This is a genomic window from Microthrixaceae bacterium (genome assembly GCA_016702505.1).
Lineage (GTDB): Bacteria > Actinomycetota > Acidimicrobiia > Acidimicrobiales > Iamiaceae > Aquihabitans.
This window is the reverse complement of record JADJDU010000030.1, coordinates 112180-135680: the sequence shown is the minus strand read 5'-3', so window position 1 is coordinate 135680 and position 23501 is coordinate 112180. Positions and strand designations below refer to the sequence as shown.

General features: G+C 65.5%; 20 protein-coding genes and 3 pseudogenes. 19 read left to right on the top strand and 4 right to left on the bottom strand.

Features of this window, described 5'->3' with window-relative positions; all coding sequences use genetic code 11:
• The first annotated feature begins 2 nt into the window (after positions 1 to 2).
• The 4 genes from IPG97_17845 (at position 3) to IPG97_17830 (ending at position 2472) form a co-directional block, all read left to right on the top strand.
• Positions 3 to 551, top strand: a complete 549-nt coding sequence (locus IPG97_17845; protein ID MBK6858353.1) for an NUDIX hydrolase — start codon at positions 3 to 5, stop codon at positions 549 to 551.
• Positions 548 to 1480 (top strand): site-specific tyrosine recombinase XerD, encoded by a 933-nt coding sequence (gene xerD / locus IPG97_17840; protein ID MBK6858352.1) that lies wholly within the window; start codon positions 548 to 550, stop codon positions 1478 to 1480. The genes IPG97_17845 and xerD overlap by 4 nt, the downstream gene beginning before the upstream one ends.
• A gap of 134 nt (positions 1481 to 1614) precedes the next feature.
• Entirely contained in the window at positions 1615 to 1944 is a 330-nt protein-coding gene (locus IPG97_17835; GenBank protein ID MBK6858351.1) for a TraR/DksA C4-type zinc finger protein, read from the top strand.
• Positions 1945 to 1974: 30 nt separating this feature from the next.
• On the top strand, positions 1975 to 2472 hold the full coding sequence (locus IPG97_17830) for a hypothetical protein (protein MBK6858350.1): 498 nt from the start codon (positions 1975 to 1977) through the stop codon (positions 2470 to 2472).
• 88 nt (positions 2473 to 2560) lie between these two features.
• Here IPG97_17830 and trpS read toward each other — a convergent pair.
• A pseudogene (trpS, locus tag IPG97_17825) lies at positions 2561 to 3543 on the bottom strand (tryptophan--tRNA ligase).
• A 100-nt stretch (positions 3544 to 3643) separates the two neighbouring features.
• On the opposite strand from trpS, the gene IPG97_17820 reads away from it, so the two are divergent.
• The 3 genes from IPG97_17820 (at position 3644) to IPG97_17810 (ending at position 6153) form a co-directional block, all read left to right on the top strand.
• Positions 3644 to 4441: a segregation/condensation protein A gene (locus IPG97_17820; GenBank protein ID MBK6858349.1), complete on the top strand. Its 798-nt coding sequence runs from the start codon at positions 3644 to 3646 to the stop codon at positions 4439 to 4441.
• A gap of 9 nt (positions 4442 to 4450) precedes the next feature.
• Positions 4451 to 5122: an SMC-Scp complex subunit ScpB gene (scpB, locus tag IPG97_17815; protein ID MBK6858348.1), complete on the top strand. Its 672-nt coding sequence runs from the start codon at positions 4451 to 4453 to the stop codon at positions 5120 to 5122.
• Positions 5123 to 5361: 239 nt separating this feature from the next.
• Positions 5362 to 6153, top strand: coding sequence for an rRNA pseudouridine synthase (locus tag IPG97_17810; GenBank protein MBK6858347.1), 792 nt, complete (start codon positions 5362 to 5364; stop codon positions 6151 to 6153).
• Positions 6154 to 6161: 8 nt separating this feature from the next.
• On the opposite strand, the gene IPG97_17805 is transcribed toward IPG97_17810, so the two are convergent.
• Positions 6162 to 6533: a hypothetical protein gene (locus tag IPG97_17805; protein MBK6858346.1), complete on the bottom strand. Its 372-nt coding sequence runs from the start codon at positions 6531 to 6533 to the stop codon at positions 6162 to 6164.
• Between the two features lie 45 nt (positions 6534 to 6578).
• Between IPG97_17805 and IPG97_17800 the strand changes: the two genes are divergently transcribed.
• The 6 genes and pseudogenes from IPG97_17800 to IPG97_17775 all read left to right on the top strand — a co-directional run bounded on the left by IPG97_17800 (position 6579) and on the right by IPG97_17775 (position 12238).
• On the top strand, positions 6579 to 7928 hold the full coding sequence (locus IPG97_17800; protein ID MBK6858345.1) for a transposase: 1350 nt from the start codon (positions 6579 to 6581) through the stop codon (positions 7926 to 7928).
• Positions 7929 to 8023: 95 nt separating this feature from the next.
• Complete coding sequence (aroH, locus tag IPG97_17795) at positions 8024 to 8392, top strand: chorismate mutase (GenBank protein MBK6858344.1); 369 nt, start codon at positions 8024 to 8026, stop codon at positions 8390 to 8392.
• 3 nt (positions 8393 to 8395) lie between these two features.
• A complete protein-coding gene (locus tag IPG97_17790) occupies positions 8396 to 9466 on the top strand; it encodes a prephenate dehydrogenase (protein MBK6858343.1) in 1071 nt (356 codons plus the stop codon).
• Positions 9467 to 9470: 4 nt separating this feature from the next.
• Positions 9471 to 10784, top strand: a complete 1314-nt coding sequence (aroA, locus tag IPG97_17785; GenBank protein MBK6858342.1) for a 3-phosphoshikimate 1-carboxyvinyltransferase — start codon at positions 9471 to 9473, stop codon at positions 10782 to 10784.
• Positions 10785 to 10788: 4 nt separating this feature from the next.
• Positions 10789 to 11419 (top strand): annotated as a pseudogene (locus tag IPG97_17780) ((d)CMP kinase).
• Positions 11399 to 12238 (top strand): 1-acyl-sn-glycerol-3-phosphate acyltransferase, encoded by an 840-nt coding sequence (locus tag IPG97_17775; GenBank protein ID MBK6858341.1) that lies wholly within the window; start codon positions 11399 to 11401, stop codon positions 12236 to 12238. Before IPG97_17780 ends, IPG97_17775 begins: the two are co-directional and overlap by 21 nt.
• Before the next feature lie 102 nt (positions 12239 to 12340).
• Here IPG97_17775 and IPG97_17770 read toward each other — a convergent pair whose 3' ends face one another.
• Together IPG97_17770 and ispH are read right to left on the bottom strand one after the other, a co-directional pair.
• Positions 12341 to 12745 carry a hypothetical protein gene (locus tag IPG97_17770; GenBank protein ID MBK6858340.1) on the bottom strand — a complete coding sequence of 135 codons (405 nt, stop codon included), beginning with the start codon at positions 12743 to 12745 and terminating at the stop codon, positions 12341 to 12343.
• A 170-nt stretch (positions 12746 to 12915) separates the two neighbouring features.
• A pseudogene (ispH, locus tag IPG97_17765) lies at positions 12916 to 13943 on the bottom strand (4-hydroxy-3-methylbut-2-enyl diphosphate reductase).
• An 83-nt stretch (positions 13944 to 14026) separates the two neighbouring features.
• On the opposite strand from ispH, the gene IPG97_17760 reads away from it, so the two are divergent.
• From IPG97_17760 to IPG97_17735, 6 genes are all read left to right on the top strand, one after another.
• Positions 14027 to 15163, top strand: a complete 1137-nt coding sequence (locus tag IPG97_17760) for a cytochrome P450 (GenBank protein ID MBK6858339.1) — start codon at positions 14027 to 14029, stop codon at positions 15161 to 15163.
• A 177-nt stretch (positions 15164 to 15340) separates the two neighbouring features.
• A complete protein-coding gene (locus IPG97_17755) occupies positions 15341 to 16954 on the top strand; it encodes a DUF512 domain-containing protein (GenBank protein MBK6858338.1) in 1614 nt (537 codons plus the stop codon).
• Positions 16951 to 18291, top strand: coding sequence for a ribosome biogenesis GTPase Der (gene der / locus IPG97_17750; protein MBK6858337.1), 1341 nt, complete (start codon positions 16951 to 16953; stop codon positions 18289 to 18291). The genes IPG97_17755 and der overlap by 4 nt, the downstream gene beginning before the upstream one ends.
• Before the next feature lie 3 nt (positions 18292 to 18294).
• Positions 18295 to 20649, top strand: a complete 2355-nt coding sequence (locus tag IPG97_17745) for an HAD-IC family P-type ATPase (protein MBK6858336.1) — start codon at positions 18295 to 18297, stop codon at positions 20647 to 20649.
• Between the two features lie 119 nt (positions 20650 to 20768).
• Positions 20769 to 21845 carry a serine/threonine-protein phosphatase gene (locus IPG97_17740; GenBank protein MBK6858335.1) on the top strand — a complete coding sequence of 359 codons (1077 nt, stop codon included), beginning with the start codon at positions 20769 to 20771 and terminating at the stop codon, positions 21843 to 21845.
• A gap of 102 nt (positions 21846 to 21947) precedes the next feature.
• Positions 21948 to 23501, top strand: coding sequence for an acyl-CoA carboxylase subunit beta (locus tag IPG97_17735; GenBank protein MBK6858334.1), 1554 nt, complete (start codon positions 21948 to 21950; stop codon positions 23499 to 23501).

The window sequence follows — 23501 nt, the reverse complement described above, 5'->3', positions numbered from 1 at the left end:
CGGTGGGTGAGTTCAGACATCTGAGCGATGAGGAAGTTGTCTGCCTGGCTCGTCTACGAGTGGTCAAGGCCACCTTCGAGGCTCCCGACGGCTCGACCTTCGAACGAGACGTGATCCGCAACATGGCCGTGGTAGCCATGGTGCCCATCCACGAGGATGGAACGGTCAGCCTCGTTCGCCAGTACCGGGGACCGGTCGACGCCCACCTGTTGGAGATCCCCGCTGGGCTTTGCGACGTGGAAGGTGAAGCGCCCGAGGCCACCGCTGCCCGTGAGCTCCACGAGGAGCTAGGTCTGCACGCCGATCGACTCGAGTTGGTCACCGAGTACTGGCCCGTGGCCGGCTTCTCCGACCAGTACGTCAGGTTGTTCCTGGCCACCGGACTAACCCGGGGCACACCGGCTCGCGAGGGGGTCGAGGAACAGCACATGACCGAAGAACGGGTGTCCCTGGACGATGTCGACCGACTGATAGCCGACGGCACCATCCGTGATTCGAAGACCATCATCGGTCTGTTGTTGGCTCGGGACCACCGGGCCCGGACTCGGTGACCGGGGAACCGCAGCTTCCTCTCGAGGTGTTGGATCTCCTCACCTGGCTACGAGTCGAACGGGGCCGTTCAGCCAACACCCTCGCTGCCTATCGGAGAGACCTCATCGCCTATGTCCAATGGCTGAGGCAACGATCTGTGTCGATCGCCGATGTGAGCGAACCCGACGTGAACGCCTACATCGGGTACCTGCGGGAGTCGGGGCGGGCGCCCTCTTCCCAGAAGCGGGCGCTGGTCGCCGTTCGCAGCCTTCACCGCTTCTTGGCCGAGGAACACGAGGGTCGGCCTGACCCTGCTGCCGAAGTGGAGGTGCCTCGCGTGCCCAGGGGTCTACCCAAAGCCCTGACCGAGGCGGAAGTGGAGTCTCTCCTCGCTTCGGTGGACGGCACCGATGCGGTGGCACGACGGGATCGGGCCATCTTGGAGCTGTTGTACGGAACCGGCCTGCGCATCTCCGAGTTGGTCGGCGTCTCGTTGTCCGACATCGATATCGACGCCGGACTCCTTCGGGCCTTCGGCAAAGGTTCCAAGGAGCGGGTCGTACCTCTCGGGCGCTATTGCGTGGTCGCCCTGGTCGATTGGCTCGGAGCGTCGGGGAGAGCCGAGCTGATCCCGGACCAATGGGCCCGCCGCAGCGATTCCGATGCGGTGTTCTTGAATCGCAGGGGCGGTCGCTTGTCTCGGCAGGGGGCATGGATGGTGGTGAAGCGGGCCGGAGACAAGGTTGGGCTCGGTCATCGGCTGTCACCCCACGTTCTGCGCCACTCCTGTGCCACGCACATGGTCGACCACGGGGCCGACATTCGTACCGTCCAGGAACTTCTGGGTCACGCCAGCATCAGCACTACCCAGGTGTACACGATGGTCTCGACCGAACGACTGTGGTCGGTCTATCGCCAGGCACACCCCCGGGCCCGCTCCGATACCTAGCCGAGGCCCGCCGACCGTTGGTGTTCAGCTGTCTGACGAGTCGCAGCAGCGACGACGACGACCGGACCTATCGACTCGGGTCCTTGGGACTTATGTCCCGGTTGTTGGCCACGGAGAGGCTGTAGCCTGGGTCCATGACCAGCAGTGCCGTCAACGATTCGGTCCGTAGCGACCTCGAGATCGAGCGCGACGACCTCCTTCGCCGCCTCGACGAGCTAACCATCGATGGGTCCGCATCCCCGGATTTCGACGAGAACTTCGCCGACAGCGCCCAGGTGGCGGCCGAGCTCGGCGAGAACCTGACGCTGGCCGCAGCCCTGCGCGAGCAACTCAATGACGTCGAGGGAGCCCTCACACGCTTGAGCAACGGCACCTACGGAAACTGCCAGGTGTGCGGCGAGGCCATCAGCCAAGCTCGGCTGGAGGCCATGCCAGCGACGCCGTTCTGCATCACCCACGCCTGAACCTCTCACGTGCCCGGGGCCCTGCACCTGGTGAGCCGATTCTTCGGGTCTCTCGTACCCGCCGGTGAGCCGCGCGCCGATCGTCAATGGATCGCCGACAACCTGACCGACGGGGAACAGCAGGTGTGGCGAACCATGTCACGCCAGGACCGTCGCCACGCCGCTGGCGTGGCCCGACGCGTCGAACGGGCGCTAGGCAACGAAGCAACGCGGCCGGTGTTGGCCGCCGCCCTACTTCACGACTGCGGCAAGACCGTGTCAGGTCTCGGTACCTATGGACGGGTGATAGCGACGCTGTCGGTCAAGCTGGCCGGAACCGAACAGGCCCTGGCCTGGCGTGAGACCCGAGGTTTCACCCGTCGTGTCGGTCTGTACGTGCTCCATCCCGAGCTCGGTGCCGACCTCCTCGGTCTAGCCGGCTCGGCGCCGCTGACCGTGGCGTGGACCGCCGAGCACCACCTACCCCCAGATCAGTGGACCGTGCCGGCTGCGGTCGGCGACGCCCTCAAGGCTGCCGACGACGACTGAGTCGGCAAGCCGTCAGGTGATCCGACGCTTAGGACCCGAGCGGGCAGGTCCAGTCGTCGTCGCTGCGAGGTTGGTCAAGGCGATCCGGTCAGGTTTGGGGGAGAAGTCCGATGTGGTCTCGTGCCCGATCGATGGTCGCGGTCGCAGTAGACCGAGCCTTGGTAGCGCCTCGCGACAGCAGTCTCGCGGTCTCGGCCGGGTCGGCGGCCAGCTCGGCGTAGCGGGCCTGCATGGGGGCCAGGCGCTCGATCACCGCGGCGGCGGTGTCGGTCTTCAGCGGGCCGTATTGGGTGTAGCCAACGGCGCAATCCTCGGGGTGCGACCGGTGGCCGCGGCCAGGATCGACAGAAGGTTCGACACCCCCGGTTTGGCGGCTACATCGAAGCGAACCTCGGCCTCGGTATCGGTGACCGCACGCTTGATCTTCTTCTCGATGACCGCCGGGGCATCCAGGAACAAGATCGTTCCCGGGGCTCCATCCTCTGACTTGGACATCTTCGAGCTGGGATCTTGGAGATCCATGATCCGGGCGCCAGCGGTCGGAAATGTCGCTTGCGGAACTGTGAAGGTCTTGCCGTAACGGCTGTTGAACCGTTCTGCCAGGTCTCTGGCCAACTCGACGTGCTGGCGTTGGTCGTCACCGACGGGCACCTCGTCTGTGTCGTACAGCAAGATGTCGGCGGCCATGAGGGCCGGGTAGGTGAACAAGCCGCCAGAAACGAAGTCGGCCTTGTCGGACTTGTCCTTGAACTGGGTCATCCTCCTCAGCTCCCCGAAGGCAGCCGTGCACTCCATCATCCATGCCAGTTCGGTGTGCTCGGCAACGTGGCTCTGCACGAACAGGGTGCTCACCTGCGGGTCGATTCCAACCGCCAGCAGGATCTGGGCCAGGCCCATGGTGGTGGCCCGAAGCTCTCTGGGGTCCTGGGGGACCGTGAGGGCGTGAAGATCCACGACGCAATAGATGCTGTCGGCTCGGTGTTGATCGTCGACCCAGCGGACCAGCGCACCGAACAGGTTTCCGAGGTGGACGTTGCCGGTGGGCTTGATACCCGAGAACACGCGAGTCATGACGGGCGATCCTATGGTGAGGCGGTTGATCATCCGAACCGATTCCGGGTCCTGGCAATGCTCCTTTACGAAACCACATCGATGTAACTATCCTCTTGCCATGGCCTACGAGGTGCAGACCACGGTGTTCGAGGGTCCCTTCGACCTGCTCCTTCACCTGATCCTGAACGAACAGGTCGATCTCTACGAGGTCTCACTCAGCCGGATCGTCGACGCCTACCTGGCCGAACTCGAGCGCATGGAAGGCTTGGACCTCGAGGTCGCCACCGAGTTCCTGCTCATAGCGGCGACGCTGGTTGAGCTCAAGGCCCGTCGCCTGCTGCCGGGGGATCCCGACTTGGAGCTCGATGAGGAGTTCTCCATGTGGGAGGAGCGCGACCTTCTGCTGGCCCGCTTGGTGGAGTGCAAGACATTCAAGGATGCGGCCCTGTTGCTGTCGGCCATGGCCGACGAGGCCGGTCGGTCTTTCCCTCGTACCGCCGGCCTAGACGAGCGCTTCGCCGATCTGGCCCCGGACCTCCTGGCCGGGATTACGGCCATAGACCTCCGAGACGCCATGGTTCGGGCCCTGACCCCCAAACCGGTACCGAAGGTCCACCTCGATCATGTGGCGCCTTCACGCCTCAGCGTCACCGAGGCCGTGGCCGAACTGGTCGACGAGCTGCCACGCATCGGCCGCACCACCTTCCGGGCGTTGACCGACGCCTTCGTGGAGCGCTTGGACGTGGTCGTGCGGTTCCTGGCTGTCCTCGAGCTCTACAAGCAAGGCATGATCGACCTCGACCAACCCACCACCTTCGGTGACCTCACGATTTCGTGGCTCGGGGGTGAGGTCGACGACGACGAGCGTTCCGTCTTCGCTGATCTGGTGGGTCGAATCGACGTCTACGAAGGCTGAGAGACTCCAATGGCTAGTGAGGCCGCCAAGGCCATCGAGGCGATCCTCATGGTCGCGCAGGAGCCGGTCGATCCGCACCTGCTGGCCCAGCTGTTGGAGGTCGCTCCCGCTCGGGTAACCGAGCTGTGCGACGAGCTCCAGGCCGCCTACTCAAACGACGACCGCGGTTTCGTGTTGGTGAAGGTGGCGGGGGGGTATCGCTTCCAGAGCCATGCCGACATGGCCCCCTATGTCGAGCGTTTCGTGCTCGAGGGTCAAAGCGCCCGCCTGTCAGCGGCAGCGCTGGAGACGCTCGCGATAGTGGCCTACAAGCAGTCGATATCGCGGGCGCAGGTGGCTGCGATCCGCGGTGTGAACGTCGACGGCGTGATGCGCACGCTCCACCAGCGGGGATACATAGACGAGGTGGGACGGGATCCCGGTCCAGGTCAGGTCACCCTGTTCGGGACCACCAGGGAGTTCCTGGAACGGCTGGGCCTGGATTCGCTGTCCGACCTTCCTCCCATCGCAGACCTACTTCCCAGCGCCGACGTTCTGGAGGCGTTGGAGATGGGGCTGAGACCCGACCCCCCACCTGCCTGCGAACCCCACCGAGGGTGCACCCGGGCCCGACGCTCAGGCCGACCCTCCAGAACCGGCCGAAGACGTCCCGGAGCCGGCCACCACAGCAGTCGAGCCTGACGGCGAGGGGCCCCAACCATCGGCGTCCATTCCCACGGCACAAACCTCGACCTCCGCGGGGTCAGACGCGGTCGCCGCTCCCGAAGAGCCAGGGGAAATCGAGCTCCCGGCCTGGTTCGAGGACCCCCCATCCGACCCCACTGGCGCTGGCTCTGGCGACGACGAGACGGCTCGAAGTGACGGCGACCGGGACGCGGACTCCGGCCCCAACGCCGGCAGCGACACTGTCGGTGGCCACGATGCCGCCATCTGACCAGGACCCACACGAAGACAGCCGACACGGGGATGAGGCCTCACATTTGGCGAGCGGGCTTCGTCTGCAAAAGGTGCTGGCCCGGGCTGGCTTCGGCAGTCGCAGGATGTGCGAAGAACTGATTTCCGACGGCGTCGTCACCGTGAATGGAGACGTCGCGGACCTGGGGCGAAGGGTGGATCCCGAGAGCGACAAAGTCGAAGTCGACGGTGTCCCGGTGGGGATCCGGCCCGACCTGATCCACTACCTGTTGAACAAGCCGATCGGCGTGGTGACCACGGCATCTGATACCCATGGCCGGCCCACTGTGATCGACCTTGTCCCCGACGAGCCCAGGGTGTTTCCAGTCGGTCGCCTCGACATGGATACCGAGGGGCTGCTCCTGCTCACCAATGACGGAGACCTAGCCAACCGAATCACCCATCCATCCCATGGCGTGGAAAAGGAATACCTGGCCGAGGTCGAGTCGACGCCGTCGCGTTCGGCGCTGCGTCGTCTGCGAGAAGGCGTCGAACTGGATGACGGGCCGACTGCTCCGGCCCGTGTGGCATTGGTCGCTCCGACACTGGTGAGGATCACCATCCACGAAGGCCGCAACCGCCAGGTACGCCGGATGCTCGACACCGTCGGCCATCCGATCGTGCGCCTCATCCGTACCAGGATCGGCCCGTTGTCGGATCGCCGCCTGGGACCGGGGGAGTGGCGGATGTTGACCACCGATGAGGTTCGTGCGTTGGAGACCAACGTTGCCCTCCCCGACACCCAAGATCGTTCCTAAGCTTGCGATTAAACCTCGGGGTGGGTGAGTCGGATCTCGTTGGCTTTGGCGGCCACGGTGCGCATTTGGTCGATGGTGCGACGGAGGCGGCGGTCGTTGGCGATCCACTGGCGGTAGAGCTTGGCTTGGGCGGGGGTCAGGCGGCGGGTGACGGTCTTGCCGTCGATCTTGCGGGTGAGCTGCCAGTAGGGGCCGTGGGGCCGTGGTGGGTCGGCACGACACTTACAGCCTGGTGAGGCGCAGCGCGTAAAGCGGCGTGTCAGTGTGCCAGCCGAGATGGGGCCGATCTCGGCCAGTTGGGCGGCGAGGGCGCGGTAGCGGTCGTCGTAGGCGGCGAGACGTTGCTGGTGGGTACGGGCCATGAGTTCCTCCGAACCCACAGACTATCCCCGATCCAAGAGCAGACAGTAGCCATACTGTCTGCTATGGGCCATGAGACGCTCCAATCGTTCCGGTCTGGCCTCTACGGATGTCTGACCCGTTGGGGTGACGCCCTGTTCGAGCTCTGCGACGCGCAGCTGTGCACCCCGGGCCCGATCCACTCGGCCCCTGCGTTGAGCCTGGAACCGGAGTTCCGTCGTTCCCACGGCAGCCTCTACAAGGCTCTCGCCGATGGCGGCATCGACATCGACCGGCTTCGTTCGCTGTTGATCGCCCATCGACCCGACGGCTGGCCGCTGGTGTTCGCTGTCGACGCCTCCACCTGGGACCGATGCGACGCCGAGTGCAGCCCCGAGCGCGGCTTCTACTACTCGGCGTCCAAGCACTCCGCCGGTCAGCCGATCGTGGCGGGCTGGTCCTACCAGTGGATAACCCAGCTCAACTGGGCGCCCGACAGCTGGACCGCACCGGTCGATGTCGGGCGCATCGCACCCACCGCGAACGCGACCAGGACCACCATCGACCAGCTCCGCCGCCTCGTCGACCTACTCCCCGACGACGCCGACACCCCGCTGTTCGTCTTCGACGCCGGATACGACCCGATCGCCATCGGCTGGGAACTACGCGATACCCGCGCCCAAACCCTCACTCGCATCCGCGAGGACCGCGTCTTCTACGCCCCACCACCCCCGCGACCCAACCGGCCACTCTCAACCGGTGGCCGACCGCCCCGCCACGGTCACCGCATGAAGTGCTCACAGCCCGACACCTGGCTCGAACCGACCGCCACCCACACCGCCACCGAGACCCGCTACGGCACCGTCACCGTCACAGCCTGGTCCAACCTGCACCCCCGCCTCAGCCACCCCAGCAGCCACTGGCACGACCACCCAGGCCCACCACCGATCGTGGAAGGCACCGTCATCCGCGTCGAGGTCGAACACCTCCCCAAACCCACCGCCCGCACCAACAAGACCCTGTGGCTCTGGCACTCCGGCCCCCACCCACCCGATCTCGACGTGGCCTGGCGCGCCTACCTGCGCCGCTTCGACATCGAACACACCTTCCGCTTCGCCAAGAACACCCTCGGCTGGACCACCCCATCAGTCGCCACGCCCGACCAAGCCGACCGATGGACCTGGCTCACCATCGCCGCCTACACCCAACTCCGCCTCGCCCGCACCCACATCGACGACCTCCGCCTCCCCTGGGAACGCCCCCGACCCGCCGAGCAACTCACCCCCACCCGAGCCCGCAGAGGGTTTCGACGACTTCGCGCCCACCTCGGCACCCCCGCCAACCCGCCAAAACCCTCCCGAGCCGGACCCGGCCGCCCCAAAGGCACCAAAACCGGCCCCCGCCAACGCCACCCCGCCATCAAGAAAGCCGCCTAACCCCCTCACCAGGGTTTAATCGCAAGCTAAGAAAGGCGAGCGGATTGGTCCGCTCGGGTCCTAGGGATCTGACCGCGGTCGGTAGCATCGCCGGGATGTCCACTGCAGTCCGAGCCCTCCGCGGGGCCACCACGGTTGATGCCGACACCCCCGAGGAGATCGGCTCCCGCACCGTTGAGCTGCTCGAGGTCATGTTCGAGCGAAACGATGTCGATCACGACGACCTGATCAGCATCTGGTTCACCGTGACCGCAGACCTGGTGTCGGCCTTCCCGGCGGCGTCGGCGCGGACCATCGGCCTGAGTGACGTTCCGCTGCTGTGCGCAACCGAGATCCCGGTTCCTGGAAGCACAGCCCGTTGCATCCGGGTGATGGCTCATCTCACCACCGACAGACCCCGCAACGAGATGCGCCACGTCTACCTCCACGACGCCGCCGGGCTGCGCGACGACCTCCCAGGCTGAGCGATGGGGGACTCGGGTACCCGACGAGCGTCGATAATCGGAACCGGACTTATCGGCGGATCGGTGGGTCTGGCGCTGCGCGCTCAGGGCTGGCACGTCACCGGGGTGGATTCGTCTGAGGCTTCAGCCCGGCGAGCCGTGGAGCTGGGGGCCATCGATGCCATCGGCCTGGATCCAGCCGCCGAGATCACTTTCGTGGCCTCGCCGGTCTCGTCGATTGCGGTCGAGGTACGGCGCGCCCTGGCCGATACCCGTGGTGCGGTCACCGACGTGGGGTCGGTCAAGGCGCCAGTGGTCACCGAGGTGGACGATCCCCGTTTCGTCGGGGGTCACCCGATGGCTGGGTCCGAACAGCTCGGTGTGGACGGCGCAACTCCCGATCTTTTCGAAGGTGCGGTCTGGGTCCTCACCCCGGTGTCGGGTACCGACGCCGATCACTTCGCCACCGTCGATGGTGTCGTTCGTAGCCTGGGAGCAGATGTTGTCGCCCTAGACCCGTTCCGCCACGACGCGCTGGTGGCGGTGGTGTCCCACGTTCCCCACCTGACGGCGGCCTCGCTGATGGCCATCGCCGACGAGCGGGCCGAGGAGCATGCCGCCCTGTTGCGCCTCGCCGCCGGCGGGTTTCGCGACATGACGCGCATCGCGGCCGGGAGTCCCTCCATCTGGCCCGACATCTGTGCCGAGAACCGCGATGCCATCGTCGAGGTGATCGATCGTCTAACCGAGGAGCTGTCCCGAGTCCGCGACCTGGTAGCAACCGGCGATCGGCCTGGTCTGTTGGCCGCATTGCAACGTTCTCACGTCGCTCGTCGCAACCTTCCCAGTCGGGTCGTACAACCCGACTCGCTGGCCGAACTGCGGATACCCGTACCCGACCGCGATGGGGTCATCGCCGAGGTGGCCACCATGGCTAGCGACCTGGGGATCAACATCGTCGACTTCGAGATCGCCCATTCCAGCGAAGGCGACCGTGGTGTCCTGATCATTCTGGTGGACCGATCCCGGGCCGCCACTTACCGATCCGCCCTCCTGGACCGGGGGTACCGACCGTCACTGAACACCCTTGAGTAGCGCCATGTCCGACCTGTCCGACCTCTCCAAGCTGGCTGACCCGTTCCCCGTCGAGCCGGTGGAAGGACCTCTGGATGCGGTGGTGACCGTTCCCGGGTCGAAGTCGATCACGAACCGGGCACTGATTTGTGCTGCCCTGGCTGATGGAACATCGGTTCTGAGTGGTGCCCTGTCCGCCGATGACACTCACGCCATGGTGGGCGTGCTCGCGGCATTGGGTTTGGATGTGGCCGCTGAGCAGGACGGAACCGTGCTGACCGTGGTGGGGTGCGGCGGAAGTCCACCACCATGCGATGCCACCATCGACGTTCGCCAGTCGGGCACGACTGCCCGCTTCGTGATACCGATGCTGGCCCTCGGTAGAGGTTCGTACCGGGTCACCGCCCACCCGCAGATGCAAGCCCGACCAATGGACACCACGTTCTCGGCGCTGGAGACGCTCGGTGGAGGCTTCGAGCCCATCGGTGACGCCGGTCACCTACCCGCCACCATCAGAGGGGGAGGTCTCCGTTCTGGGGCGGTTCGGGTTCGCGGAGACGCGTCGAGCCAGTTCCTGTCGGGGATGTTGATGATCGGTCCATGCCTGCCCGACGGACTGGTCGTAGAGGTGACATCTGCTCTGGTGTCACAGCCCTACGTCGAGCTCACCGTCGCAGTGATGAAGGCCTTTGGCGCTGTTGTCGAACGACCCGACCCCCAGACATTTGCAGTGCTACCCGGCGGATACCGTCTCACCCGGTATCAGGTCGAGCTCGATGCCAGCGCAGCGTCCTATCCGTTGGCCGCGGCCGCCATCTGCGGAGGCACCGTTCGGGTTGAGGGTCTCACCAGGGGTTCGATCCAGGGAGATGTTGCCTTCGTCGATGTTCTGGCTGCCATGGGGGCACAGGTAGATGTCGACGACAACGGAATGACGATCCGTTGCGAGAGAGGGAACCTTGGCGGTGGTGTCCACGACCTGACCCACATCTCCGACACCGCCCAGACCCTGGCGGTGGCTGCCCCCTTCGCCCAGAGCGAGGTCGAGGTCACCGGAATCGGTTTCATCCGCCACAAGGAGACTGATCGGGTCGCCGCGGTGGCCACCGAGCTCGCACGGTGCGGCGTGGATGTCACCGTCAATCCCGACGGTTGGACCATCAAACCAGGTCGTCCTCACGGGGCGGTGATCCAGACCTACCAGGATCACCGGATGGCCATGAGCTTTGCCCTGTTGGGCTTGGTGACACCTGGGATCTCGATCGCCGATCCGGCATGTGTGGCCAAGACCTTCCCTGGCTATTGGGAGCTGCTAGGTAGGGTTTCGGCCCGTGTCTGAGGATGTGGTCGAACCAAGCCCTACTGCGCCGCCGAAGGTCATCGCCATCGACGGACCGGCCGGGTCCGGCAAGTCGACGGTGGGAAAGGCGCTGGCTCGACGGTTGGGTCTGGAGTACCTCGACACCGGTGCCATGTACAGAGGTGTCACCTTCGCAGTGCTTCGGCGCGGCCTGGATCCCGCCGACGCCGACACGGGGGCCTCCTTGGCCCGCGACATCGACATCGAGGTCGGTTCTGACACGCTGGTGGTCGATGGGGTCGATGCCACGGTAGACATCCGCGGCCCCGAGGTGACCCGCGGTGAGCATCGTGGCCGCCAACGCCGAGGTCCGCTCGGAGATGGTCCGCCGTCAACGTGAGTGGGCTCGCGAACGCGGTGGAGGTGTGCTCGAAGGTCGAGATATCGGGACCGTGGTGTTCCCCGACGCCGCGCTCAAGATCTACCTGACGGCGTCGCCGGAAGTCCGGGCCGCACGTCGATCCAAGGAGGTCACCGACCTCGACCTGAAGACCGTCGCCGCCGACATCGCCCGACGCGACGCTCTAGATCAAGGCCGAGCAGCCAGCCCCCTCACGCAGGCAGCCGACGCCACCGTGGTCGATACCAGCGCCATGTCGGTAGAGGAGATCGTCGAGGATCTGGCCGGTCGCCTGGCCGCGACCGATGAGCCAGCCCAGAGTCGACGTGAGCGAGAGCACGTCCCGGCCGAGCGGTCTACGACCCGCCCACGACCCGATGACCAGGTACTCACCCGAGGCGGCGATCCGGGTCGCCACGGTCACGCCCGACCCGGCACCCGCTGCGAGTTGATCTTGTACGGCGTGGTCCGTGCCGTATTGGTCACCTTTGCCAAGGTGTTCTTCCGGGTAAAGCTCCGGGGTGCCAGCAACGTGCCCGACACCGGGTCGTTCATCCTGGCTCCGGTCCACCGATCGAACCTCGACTTCCTGTTGGTTCTGGTGGTGACGAGTCGACGGATGCGCTTCCTGGCCAAGGACACGTTGTGGAAGGGAGTTTGGGGTCGCATTTTCACGGTGCTCGGTGGTATCCCGGTAGCGCGCGGTTCGGCTGATCGGGAGGCTCTGAGGACCTGCATCGAGGTGATCGAGGCCGGTGAGCCCCTGGTGATGTTCCCCGAAGGCACCCGCCAGCACGGTCCGGTCGTCCAGCCGCTGTTCGACGGACCGGCCTACGTACAGAGCCGCACCGGGGTTCCCATCGTGCCGGTCGGAATCGGAGGTTCCGAGGCGGCTATGCCCAAGGGTGCGAAGTTCATCAAGCCTCGGACGGTTCGGCTGGTGGTTGGGGCGCCTCTGATTGCTCCCGATGCCGAGGGTTCAAAGGCTCGTCGGGCTGCAGTTCGCAACCGGACGGCAGAGCTCCACGACGTGGTCCAACAGCTTTTCGACCAGGCTCAGATCGATGCCGGTACCCCCAACAACGAGGTCTAGCGGACGCACACGCCTCGATAGGCTCGGCACTGGATCCTGCCGTTCGGCGCGGAATTTGAAGTCCGCACCGCGATGATCTGGCTCGCCTGGCGGGCACGCAACTCAGCCGCGAAGCCAGACCCCCAGCAACAGTGAGCCAAGCGCTCCGAGCGCGGCCAGCGATCCGCCGACGGCGAGGACCACCTTCGAACGGGAAGCAACGTGGGCAGCAGCCCCGAGACCCGAACCGGCGACCAGCAGCAGCTTGATGCCCAGGACCATGTGGTAGCTGGTGGGTCGGTCCCCGACCTGGACCTCGAGCAGGTTCCACACGCCGGTGAGGATGAGCACTGCGTAGGCAGGCCAGGCCAGCCGGTTGAAGGCGCGAGCCGCGGCCGTGGTCACCTCGGGGCCAAAGCGCTTCAGCGTCGGCACCAGGCCCGCCAGAGTGAACTGGCCACCAACCCAGATCGTTGCAGCCAGAACGTGCAGAAAGATTCGGATCAGCTGGATGTCGAAGGGAACCACGTCGGGCAGCCCACCACAACCGGTGTTCCACCCTCAAACCGCGCCCACCACGCCACTGCGGGCGGCGTGGTGGCGCGGCAACCAACCTGTGAGGACCCAAGGAGGCGGACTGAAAGGAAGGCCAGCTCGCATGACCCATCTCGAACGGTGTGGACCCGTCCAGCCAGGCTTCAAAGCGAGGACAACACCTCAGCGGCCCGTACACCTCGTTCGTTGACGGCCGGTCTGCTGTCGACGGGACCACCGAGGCTGAATGTGGCGGCGGCGTCGATGGCGTTGAGGAGGTCCCGCAGATTGCGCGGCGGCGGGAAGTACTCGTCCTCGTCGGTAATGCGTACTTCTTCCACCCCGTTGACCGGAGCCAAGGTGGCCAGAACCTCTTCGACGAGAGAATCCGGAGCCGACGCACCGGCGGTGACCCCGACCACCCCGCTCAGATCGGCGGGAAGCTCACTGGCGGCGTTTACCCGCAGGACTCTGGGAGTGCCAGCCTGACGGGCGAGCTTCTCCAATGCGACCGTGTTGGAGGAGTTGGCCGACCCGATCACCACAACCGCATCACAGCGAGGTGCGATCTCGGCCAACGCCCCCTGGCGATTGGTGGTAGCGAAGCAGAGGTCGGAACGGCCGGGTGTCCACAGGTCGGGCCAGCGGTCCCTGGCTGACTCCATTACTCCTCGCCAGTCGCGATGGCTGAGGGTGGTCTGGGCCAGCATGGCCACCGGGCCCTCCAGATCCGGAAGGGCTGTGACCTCCTCGACGCTCTCGACCCGGTGAATGGAGTCAGGGGCAACGGCCATGGTGCCCACCGCCTCCTCGTGGCCCTCATGGCCGACGTAGACGATCTGGTATCCCTTTCCCGCCCGCACCTTGACCTCATGGTGAACTTTGGTCACCAGCGGGCAGACGGCATCGACCACATAGCCACCCTTGGCTCGGGCTGCGGCTACCACCTCGGGGGCCGAGCCGTGGGCCGACAACATCAGAGGTGCCCCTGAAGGGACCGTCTCGATGTCATCGACGAACACGACCCCTGCTCTTCGAATCGCATGACCACAGACTGGTTGTGGACGATCTCGTGGTAGCAGTAGACCGGCGGCTCGAATGCCTTCACCATCCAAGCCAGGGCCTTGATGGCCATCTCAACCCCGGCACAGAACCCCCTGGGGGCAGCGAGTAGGACACGGTCGACAGCCATCGGGTTCACCCTAGGAGATTCGGTTGGCGCCTCCTCTCCGACCTCCCCGGTCAGAGCGGCGAGGAGCTCTAGTGTTGGCGACCATGAGCGAGTCCTGTCCCGTCGACGGAACTCGGCCGCGTCTTGAACGAGACGGCTTGTTCCTGGTCTGTCGTGGCTATTCCGAGGCCGTCGACGTGCTCACAGATCCTCGAATGCAATCGAACTTCGCCCGCTACATCGAGGGCGCTGGCATTACCGAAGGGCGGTTGTGGGAGGCCGCAAGATCCGGGCTGCTCAGCCTCAACGGGCCCGACCACGTCCAGGCGCGGAGCCTGGTCTCGGCCCTGTTCACCCCCAGAGCGGTCGAGCGGGTTCGGATGCTCCACCGCGTCGAGGCCGAGAACCTGGCCGATGCCCTAGGAGACAGGGGGCCGGTCGACTTCGTGTCGGATTTCGCCAACCCCTACACCACTACCGGTGCGTGTCACTTCTTCGGGTTCGATCCCACCGAAACCGAGTCCATCCACGACCTGGTGCTTCGTTTCGCCCACTGCGCGCGGAACCTGCCGTCGAGTCTCGAGGAGTTCACGGCAACGGCCAACGAGCTACTGGACCTTGCCGAGTCGGTGGTCGACCGTCGTCGACCCGATCCCGGCCACAACGTGATCGGCCAGTTCGCCAACGCGGTAGAGAACGGCGAGACGTCCCTCGCAGTAGCTGCCGCCCAGGTGTCCGCCCTCCTAAGCGCGGGCCACGAGCCCGTTACCAACCAGCTCTGCCTGATGGTGAACGTCCTCGCCGAGAACCACCACCTGTGGGATTCGGTCGCCGACGACGAGGCGCACCTGGTTCCGGTCCTGGAGGAGGTTCTGCGTCATCAGGGAACGAACATGGGCACCACCCGGGAAGCGACGCTGTCGTTCGATTTTGGCGAAACGTCGCTGAAGGATCATGAGTTGGTGTTCGTGAGCATCGACGACGCCAACCACGATCCTCTCCGCTATCGACATCCTCAACAGATGGATCCGGAGGCGAATGGGGCCAGCCACCTCGCCTTCGGGGTCGGTGCGCACTACTGCCTCGGCGCCTCCCTGGCTCGCCTTCAACTCCAGGAGGCGCTGAAGGCACTGACCCACAGATTTCATGCCCCGAGGATCGTGGAGCGCGAGTTCTTTCAGAGCGGAGGTCTGCGCGGTCTCGACGTTCTCAAAGTCGAGCTTCAGCGCCGCACCCCATAGAACGCGACGCCCACCCCTTACAATCCGCAGTATTGAGCCAAGAGGCGAACCAACCCATGAACACTGCATGGTTGAACCAAGGCAGCGCCTCGGATTGATTTGAGCCGAGGCAGCGCCTCGGTCTGATCAACCTCACCACGACGACGACCGCACCAATCCGCCAGGAAGCTGAGGACTATGTCTGCCCCGAGAGTGCTTTCGATTGCTCCGGGGTCGCCAGCCGCAGAGGCAGGGGTCGAGGTGGGCGACGAGGTGCTGTCGATAGATGGCGAAGCGCCCCGGGACATCATTCGCTGGACGTGGTTGACCGACGAAGCGGACCCGACGCTGGAGATCAGGCGTGGCGGTCTCGAGCTAACCGTGCCTGTCCGAAAGCAGGCGGGAGAGAAGCTGGGAATCGACGTCCACTCTGCGCTCTTCGATCAGTTGCGGACCTGTGACAACCACTGCGAGTTCTGCTTCATCTACCAACTTCCTCCCGGGCTGCGTCAGAGCCTCTACCTGAAGGATGACGACTACCGCCTCAGCTTCTTGTACGGGAACTTCACCACCCTCACCCGTTTCACCGAGGCCGACCTGGAGCGGGTCGTGACCGAAGGCCTTTCGCCCCTGAATGTCAGCATCCACGCCACGGACGCATCCACCCGCAACGACCTCCTGCGCAATCGGCGCGGCGGACCATCCCTTCGATGGTTGCGGGCCCTGCTCGACCACGACGTGGAGGTACACGGACAGATCGTGTGCTGTCCTGGCCTCAACGACGGAGACACTTTGGATCAGACCATGGCCGGGGTGCTCGACCGGTTCCCCGAACTGGCGAGCCTTTGCGTGGTCCCTCTCGGGATCAGCCGGTACAACCGCGAACAGCGGATGCGCGCCACCACCCGAGCGGAGGCCGCCGCGGTCGTCGACTGCGTCGAAAGGTGGCAGGACACGTTCCTGGACGTTCTGGGCCATCGACTGGTGTTCGCAGCCGACGAGTACTACCTGCTGGCCGAGCGACCGTTCCCTCCAGCAGAGGCATACGAGGGCTTCGCCATGTACGAGGACGGCATAGGCATGGCCCGAACCTTCGAAGCCGAGTTCACCGGTCGGGCCGACGACGTCGTCCGTCCCCGCTCAGGCTTCTTCGCTTGGGCCGACGGGTCCGTCCCTCCGGCGCCGGCCGGACACCGCTATGAAGCCGCTGGCGACTACGGCGCACCCCCAGAGGGCTACCGCGCCATCAGGACCGCACCCTCGATCGGGGAGAGCCCGAATCGGGATGCCTCGGTCACGCCGCTGGCGACGCCATCGGTAACCACGGTCGAGATCTCAGCGAGGCCATCGCTGTCATCCGCCTCGGCGTCGGTCTCGTCGTCACCGTCACCAGAGCACACTTCGGGCATCGAACATGGCGCCTTCGATCGATCGCCGGACACGGTCGTCGCTCCGGCGATGAAGTTGCAGCCCCGTGGTGACGCCCCGATCGGGATCCTCACCGGCGAGGCCGGCGCCGCCATCATCGGCCCACTGATCTCTGAGCTTGGACGTTCTGATGTGCGTGTCCTGCCGGTTGCCAACCAGTATTTCGGAGGTACCACCTCGGTGACGGGATTGATGGTCGGAGCCGACCTGATCCGGGTCCTCGCGGCCGAACCCGAGACCCACCGCTACCTTCTTCCCGATGTCTGCCTTTCCGGCGGGCGTTTCCTCGACGGCGTCACCCCAGCCGAGCTGCCTCGCATCGTCGAGGTCATACCCACCGACGGCGCGGCCTTGCGCCGAGCCTTGGAGCACACCTCGTCATGACCGATAAACAGAACCTCGACCTGCCGATGGTGGCCATCGTCGGGCGCCCCAACGTGGGCAAGTCCACCCTTTTGAACCGAATCGTCGGCCGACGTGAGGCCATCGTGGAGGAGAAGCCAGGCGTCACCCGGGATCGCAAGGAGGTGCTGGCTGAGTGGCAGGGGAGAGCCTTTCGCCTGGTCGACACCGGCGGGTGGATGCCTGGTGGCGACGCGCTCGACGAGAAGGTGAGTCGCCAGAGCGAGCGAGCCATCTCCGAGGCCGACGCCGTTCTCATGGTGGTAGATGTGACCACCGGTGTCACCGAGGAGGATGCTCGGGTCGCCGAGCTGCTTCGGGTGTCGGAAGCTCCGGTGTTCGTCGTGGCCAACAAAGTCGACGACGCCTCCCACGAGGCCCTGATGTGGGAGTTCTTGTCGCTGGGGCTGGGATCGCCGTGGCCGGTGACGGCGCTACACGGTCTCGGAACTGGTGACCTGTTGGAAGCCCTGGTCGATGCCCTTCCCGAACCGGCCCCGGAGCCAGCCGAGCCGATCCCGGTGACGGGACCAGGCGGGGACGGCGATCGGGTTTTCTCGGTCGCTCTCGTCGGTCGTCCCAACGTGGGTAAGTCGACGCTGTTCAACCGGCTCATCGGAGAGGATCGGTCGGTGGTCCACGACATGCCTGGCACCACCCGAGACGCGGTGGACACCATCGTCGACACCCCCGATGGTCCCATCCGCTTCGTCGACACCGCCGGAATGCGCCGCAAGGCGAGGATCGAAGAGGGCACCGAGTACTACTCCTTCGTTCGGGCTCTCAAGGCCGTCGACTCCTCCGATGTGGCGTTGCTCGTGATCGACGCCACCGAGGGGGTGACCCACCAGGATCAACGCCTGGCCGAGAGGATCGACGCGGCTGGTTGCCCGATCGTGGTGCTCCTCAACAAGTGGGAACTACTCGACACCGATTCGCGAGCCGGAGTCACCTACGAGGTCGGCCAGAAGCTGGCCTTCCTGGGCGAGAGTGAGGTGATCCGCATCTCGGCGCTCACCGGCAAGAACGTGCACCGCTTGTTGCCCGCCCTGGCCGAGGCCATCACCGCCTACCACCGCCGGGTGCCAACCCGTCGGGTGAACGAAGTCGTGTCCTTGGCCCAATCGGCTCAACCCGCCCCCCACGGAGCCCGGATCCTCTACGCCACCCAAGGCGCGACCGACCCGCCCACCTTCACGTTGTTCGCCAACAAGGAACTCCCAGCAACCTACCTGCGCTACATCGAGCGCAAGTTGCGAGAGGCCTTCGACCTGGGGGCGACGCCGATCAAGCTTCGTGTGCGTCAGCGTTCCAACTGAACCGTGTCCGCCACCGATGTCCCACCCCTGAAGGTCCGGACCGGGCCTTCAGGACTGAACGCGGACGAGGTCGACGGCCGCGAACGAGCCGGTCAGACCAACGAGGTCGAGGAAACCACATCGCGGACGGTCGGCGAGATCGTTCGAGCCAACGTCTTCACCCGATTCAACGCCATTCTCTCTGTCCTGGCCGTGGCGGTATTGGCCACCGGTCGACTCGGCGACGCCATGTTCGCGGTGATCGTGGTTCTGAACGCTCTCATCGGGATCATCCAGGAGGTCCGGGCCAAACGCACGCTGGATCGGCTAGCTGTGTTGCACGCCCCTACGGCTCGGGTCGTGCGCCAAGGGGAGCTCGTCGAGTTGCCGATCGCCAGGGTGGTCCTTGACGATCTGGTCGAGTTGCGTGGCGGAGACCAGGTGCCCGCGGATGGGATCGTGGTGGAGGTCTCTGGTCTGGAAGTGGACGAGTCGGCTCTAACCGGTGAGTCCGATCCGGTCTCGAAGGCAGACGGCGACGCCTTGTTGTCGGGCACCGTGGTCCTGGCCGGCACCGGCCGCTACCAGGCCACCGCTGTCGGTCACGACTCCTACGCCCGCCGGCTGGCAGCCGAGGTGAAGGTGTTCACCCGAGCCCGATCCGAACTCCAGGAGGGGATCGACACCCTGCTCCGCTACATCACCTGGATCATCACCGCGGTGACACCGCTTTTGATCTGGTCGCAGTTCCGCAACGATGACACCGGGGACTGGCGGGAACCCGTCACGGGCACCGTGGCCGCCTTGGTGGGAATGGTGCCCGAAGGTCTTGTGCTGTTGACCAGCATCTCATTCTTCTTGGCCGCGCTCGACCTGACTCGACGCCGGGTGCTCGTACAAGAACTACCAGCGGTGGAGGGTCTGGCCCGAGTGGATGTGGTGTGCCTGGACAAGACCGGGACCCTCACCGTGGGTGACATCGAGTTCGATCAGCTTCTTCCCCTTCGCAGCGGGCAGGGGGAGGCGATGGTGCGCGCCGGGTTGGGGGCCATGGCGGGTGCGGCTGACGCCAACGCCAGCCTGGCCGCCATTCGGGCGGCATGCCCCGCACCCGATGACTGGCTCCAGGATGGTTCGGTGCCCTTCTCGTCGGCTCGGAAGTGGAGCGCAGCATCCTTCGCCGAAAGAGGCTCGTGGTACCTCGGTGCCCCCGACGTGATGTTGGACACCGATGCACCGGAGCGAAGGGATGTGACCGCCCTAGCTGCCCAAGGCCGAAGGGTTCTGCTGGTCCAGTGGTCGCCCTCACCCCTTGACGGGCCCGAACTGCCATCGGACAGGACCAGTGAGGCCCTGGTCACCTTGGCCGAGAAGGTGCGGCCTGACGCTGCCGACACATTGCGGTTCTTCCGCGATCAGGGCGTCTCGATCCGGGTGATATCGGGCGACAACCCCTCGACGGTGGCTGCCATCGCCACCGAACTGGGCCTCGACGTCGGAGATCCGGTGGATGCCCGAAAGCTGGGGGAGGAGCCTGAGGATCTGGCCGACGCCGTTGCCGACCACACCGTGTTCGGTCGGGTCAGTCCCCACCAGAAGCGGTCGATGGTGCGGGCACTGCAGTCACAGGGTCATGTAGTGGCGATGACCGGTGACGGCGTCAACGATGCCATGGCCCTCAAGGATGCAGACATCGGTGTGGCGATGGGCAACGCCGCACCGGCGACCAAAGCCGCAGCCCAGTTGGTCTTGCTCGACGGTGAGTTCTCCCGGATGCCGAAGGTGCTGGCCGAGGGGCGCCGTGTCATCGGCAACATCGAGCGAGTTGCCAGCCTTTTCGTGTCCAAGAACACCTATTCGTTCCTCCTGGTGATCCTGGTTTCGATTGTTGGCCTGCCGTACCCGTTCCTCCCTCGCCACCTGACCTTGATCAGCTCGGTGAGCATCGGGATACCGGCGTTCTTCTTGGCCCTGGGACCCAATCAGGCCCGTTACCGGCCAGGGTTTCTTCGCCGCGTTCTGGCCTTCGCCGTGCCCTCCGGAGCGGTGGTGGCACTGTCTGTGTTCTCGGCCTACCTGCTAGCCACCGTCGAGAACGCCACGACCGACGAGCGCCGAACCGCGGCGGCAATAGCCGCATTGGTCGTCGCCTTGTGGATCCTGGCCGTCCTGGCCCGGCCGGTTCGGGCGTGGAAGGCGGCGCTGGTCGCCACCATGGCGGGCATCGCGGCGGCAGCGGTGGCGGTTCCACCGGTCCGGGAGCTTTTCGAGCTCGATGTTCCGCTGCCCCTGCTTCCTCAGGCCCTCGCCATCGGCGCGGGCGGTGCTTGTGCGGTGGAGTTGATAGGCCGGCGAGCACAGCGGGGTGAGGGGGCCTAGGTCCCTACTGCCGATAAGCCTGGATCCACCGAAAGGCAGAGCCTTCCGGCGGAGTTTGGATGCCGTCGGTCCAGGGTCCGCGGTTGCGCCCGACACACCGACGATAGGCTCACCCAACCATGCGGTACCCCCTGCTGCTTCTGGTTGCGGCGGCCTGCGCCATTGCCGCGGGTGTGTGGGCCAGGTCGGCTCGACGTCTCCAGATCGTGGCCGGACGAACCGAGCGAGAGTTCGGCCGTACCTCAGATGCGGCCACCGTTGCCCGCTCCGCATTCCGCAAGGACGTGCACTCGGCGGTCCTGTACGCGGTTCTGGCCGTCGCTGTCGGCGCCGGATCGGTCTTGGAGCAGGACGCTCGCTGGTTGTTCGCCGTGGTCTTGGTCCCGGTGGCGGTCTCCATCGTGTTCAGCAGAGATTTCGTCCGAGACTCGCGGCTGGCTGAGAGCCGACTCAGCCTCGAACGCCGGGCCGAAGAAGTGTTGTCCCAAGAGGATCTGGCCCCTCGTCGCTGGGCCGAGCGGCTTGCACCTGAGGTGCTTCCCGACGTAGCCGGGTTCGAGGTCGGTCGGCTCTATCAAGCCGGAACCGGTCTTATGGCCGGCGACTTCTACGACGTGTTCCAGTTGGCGCCGACACGGATCGCCGCAGTGATCGGAGACGTGACCGGGCACGGGATCGAACCGTCGATCACGGCGTTCCAGGCGAAGTACCTGCTAAGGGTCTTCTTGTTGCAGTACCGAGATCCGGCTCAAGCCCTCGAGGAACTGAACGCGATCATGTCGGCGCAGGGACGCAGCGAGGAGATGATCTCGTTGTGCGTGGTCGTGTTCGACACCGAGGCCGAAACCATGCGCTATGCGTCGGCCGGGCATCCGCCGGCCTGGCTGTGGCATGACCGCGATGTCCGTCCGCTGCGCTCCACGGGACCGTTGTTGATGTTGGACCCGAGAGCCACCTACCTGAGCCGGGAGGTGGCTCTCGACCTCGGTGATGTCGTTTTGCTCTACACCGATGGCCTTTCGGAGTCACGGGCCGGTGATCAACTCTTCGGCGAGGAACGAATAGCGAACACGCTGCGACGAGACCCCGGAGCATCCCCGGCCGAGATGGTCAAGACGCTCCTCGACGCTGCCCGTGACTTCGCCCGGGAACCCAACAACGACGACATCGCCATCCTCGCGGTACGCCGCGGTTGATCGACCGGGCAGCAGACAGCGGGGCGTGACAGCCTCCATCCGGGTCCGTGGAGGCGGACGCTTGGACCCAGGCGATGCCGAGGTCGTCGTAGGCTCGGCGCTGTGACCGAGGTTTGTGACGATCCCGATCCGACCGATGCCGACCGTGTGGCTGCTGCCGCTGAGCGTGCCCTGGCGGGGAACCTGGCCAAGGGGGGTGACAAGCTGGCTCAGCAGGGCAAGTTGTTCGTCCGGGATCGTCTGGATCTGCTGTTGGACCCGGGGTCGTTCGTGGAGGATGCTCTGTTGGCCAACACGTCATCGGTGGATCTACCCGCCGACGGGGTGGTCACGGGAGTGGGCACCATCGATGGTCGGCCGGTGTGTGTGATGGCCAACGATCCCACGGTGAAGGCAGGGTCGTGGGGGGCACGCACTGTGGAGAAGATCGTGCGCCTCACCGAGTACGCCCTCCGCCACGAGGTGCCGGTGTTCTGGCTGGTCGACTCGGCTGGCGCCCGCATCACCGACCAGGTCGAGTTGTTTCCTGGGCGCAGGGGGGCAGGCCGGATCTTCTACAACCAGGTTCGCCTATCGGGCCGGGTGCCCCAGATCTGCTGCTTGTTCGGCCCGTCGGCCGCCGGTGGGGCCTACATACCTAGCTTCTGCGACATCATCATCATGGTGGAGGGCAATGCCTCCATGTACCTCGGGTCGCCCCGCATGGCCGAGATGGTGATCGGTGAGAAGGCAACCCTGGAGGAGACCGGTGGCGCCCGCATGCACGCCACCGTGTCGGGTTGTGGCGACAACCTGGCGGTCGACGACGAGGACGCCTTGGAACAGGCCAAGGCATGGTTCACCTACTTCCCGGTCAACTGGCGAAATGACCCCCCGCACTACGAGCCCACAGCCCCCGCCCATCCGTTGACCGCCACATCGGTGCCCGCTGACGACAAAGCGGCCTACGACGTGAGAACGGTCATCGACGGGCTGGTCGACGCCGAGAGCTTCTTCGAGATCAAGCCTCTGTTCGCTCCAGAGCTGGTCTGCGGGATCGGCCTTGTTGACGGTCGCCCGGTGGGGTTCGTGGCCAACAACCCTCAGGTCAAGGGGGGTGTTCTGTTCGTCGACTCAGCCGACAAGGCCGCCCGGTTCGTGTGGTGTTGCGACGCCTTCAACATTCCGCTGGTCTTCCTGGCCGACGTGCCTGGCTTCATGATCGGAACCGAGGTCGAACGCCAGGGCATCATCCGCCACGGTGCCAAGATGGTCACCGCCATCTCCGAGGCCACCGTGCCCAAGCTGTGCGTGGTGTTGCGCAAGGCCTACGGTGCCGGGCTCTACGCCATGGCCGGGCCGGCGTTCGAACCGGAGGCGACCATCGCCTTGCCCACCGCCAAGATCGCGGTGATGGGCCCCGAAGCCGCGGTGAACGCGGTGTTCGCAAACAAGATCGCCGCCTTCGACGATCCCGCTGAGGCCGACGCGTTCGTGGCCGAGCAAAGAGGGATCTATGAAGAAGACGTCGACATACTGCGGCTGGCCTCAGAACTGGTGATCGACACCATCGTGCAACCCGAGAACCTGCGGACCGAGATCATCCGCCGTTTCACCCTGGCTGCTGGCAAGGACCGCCATTTCTCGGACCGCCGCCACGGCGTACCCCCGGTATGA